Below are 1,341 nucleotides of genomic sequence, written 5' to 3'. Positions count from 1 at the left end.
CAATGGTTCGGACAAATTTAGGCGCTAATAGCACCGTAGTTTATCAGTTCCTCGTATTGAGGCGTATTTTTTATCAAGATAGGGTCCAAATCTAAGTGTGAAATAAATCGGTCCAGTAGGTTTTCATTGAAATAACGGGCCTTCCAGGATGCGATCGAACAGACTTTGGAATTAGAATTTTCAGCTTGTTCCCGGTCCTGTTTTTTCAACAAATTGAGTGTGGTTAAAGATGCATTGAAATGGAAATTTAAAGCTTCTTTGCTTCTGGCTTGGCAATCAGTGAGTCCGGTAAACTGCTTGGCGTCTCGAAAGATGAACTCAATCTGAAAACGAGCTCGATACATATTAAAGATATCTAATGGATCCAGGGTCAAATCGGTTGAAAAAAATAAGGCATAACGATATTTTTTAGAATTTCTTTGATCCAGCAGATAAACGACTCTCAAGTTGCGTTTAAAACGGGGAGAATTCAGATCTGCAGTATACAGACTGACACCCGGTTCAATTTCACTGACGAATTGCCATTTGGAAAGATCATCATATTTGACTTTGCCGTCATATTTTTTCTTGGCTCCTTTTCTTTTCTCATGTGGCCCCTTGTAGAGATAACGAAGATTTGCATCGTCTCTCAGACGGCCAACTTGATGAAAGCCCAGTCCGACAAGACCATCGATAAAGCGGGTTTTACTGTAAAATCCATCAGTAGCAATATAAATGATATCATGGGCACGCAGGTAATTCTGGTTACGTTGAATTTGCTGCAGATAGAAATCAATTCGATTTTCCTCTTTTTTGCCGATTTTATTGTCGGAAGGTGTCTGCTCAACAGAAAGATTGTAAGCGGTGTTATAGTCCAGATCAACAATTGCAAGGGATGAGATTTCCTGCCCTTTTTTGGATTTGCCGGCAACTCCGCTCCAAAAATAGTCGATCCCATAACTGTGTTTCCCACTTTTGGGTACAAAGGAAGCATCAATTGCTGCCATCTTCTTGTTTTCTTCAGGGATGGTTTCCAAAATCAATCGGTGATTCAATTCGGTAAAATCGAATGGCTTTTTGAAATTCCTTGAAAAACTTTTTTCATGGAGAATGCTGTAACGACTCATGTTGCGGTAATTCATTCGGCCCCGGAGGATCATTATCGTTGAAAATAAAATCAACAAGAATTTTCGTTGCGGTTTAGGTATGGACATTTGAGATAAAATAGGCTTTATTGTCTCCATAGGGTTCTCCTTAGTTTGATATGAAAATTTTATTTCTCAATAAAACTTTTTCTCAATTTTGGAGAACTCTTGTCCAGCTTTTTTTACAACACTACGCTAAAAACTGTCCGAACCATTG

1 protein-coding gene is annotated in these 1,341 nt (G+C 38.9%); it reads right to left on the bottom strand.

Features of this window, described 5'->3' with window-relative positions:
* Positions 1 to 17 precede the first annotated feature (17 nt).
* Positions 18 to 1,223 carry a transposase gene (locus HXW94_RS18750; protein WP_178368411.1) on the bottom strand — a complete coding sequence of 402 codons (1,206 nt, stop codon included), beginning with the start codon at positions 1,221 to 1,223 and terminating at the stop codon, positions 18 to 20.
* Positions 1,224 to 1,341 lie beyond the last annotated feature (118 nt).

Source organism: Desulfobacter latus, assembly GCF_013389365.1.
In the GTDB taxonomy this organism is placed as follows: Bacteria; Desulfobacterota; Desulfobacteria; order Desulfobacterales; family Desulfobacteraceae; genus Desulfobacter; species Desulfobacter latus.
This window is presented reverse-complemented; position numbering and strand designations above follow the sequence as displayed.

Coding starts and splice junctions, on each gene's coding strand:
- HXW94_RS18750 (WP_178368411.1), bottom strand. CDS start 1,223: ATGGAGACAATAAAGCCTATTTTATCTCAAATGTCCATACCTAAACCG.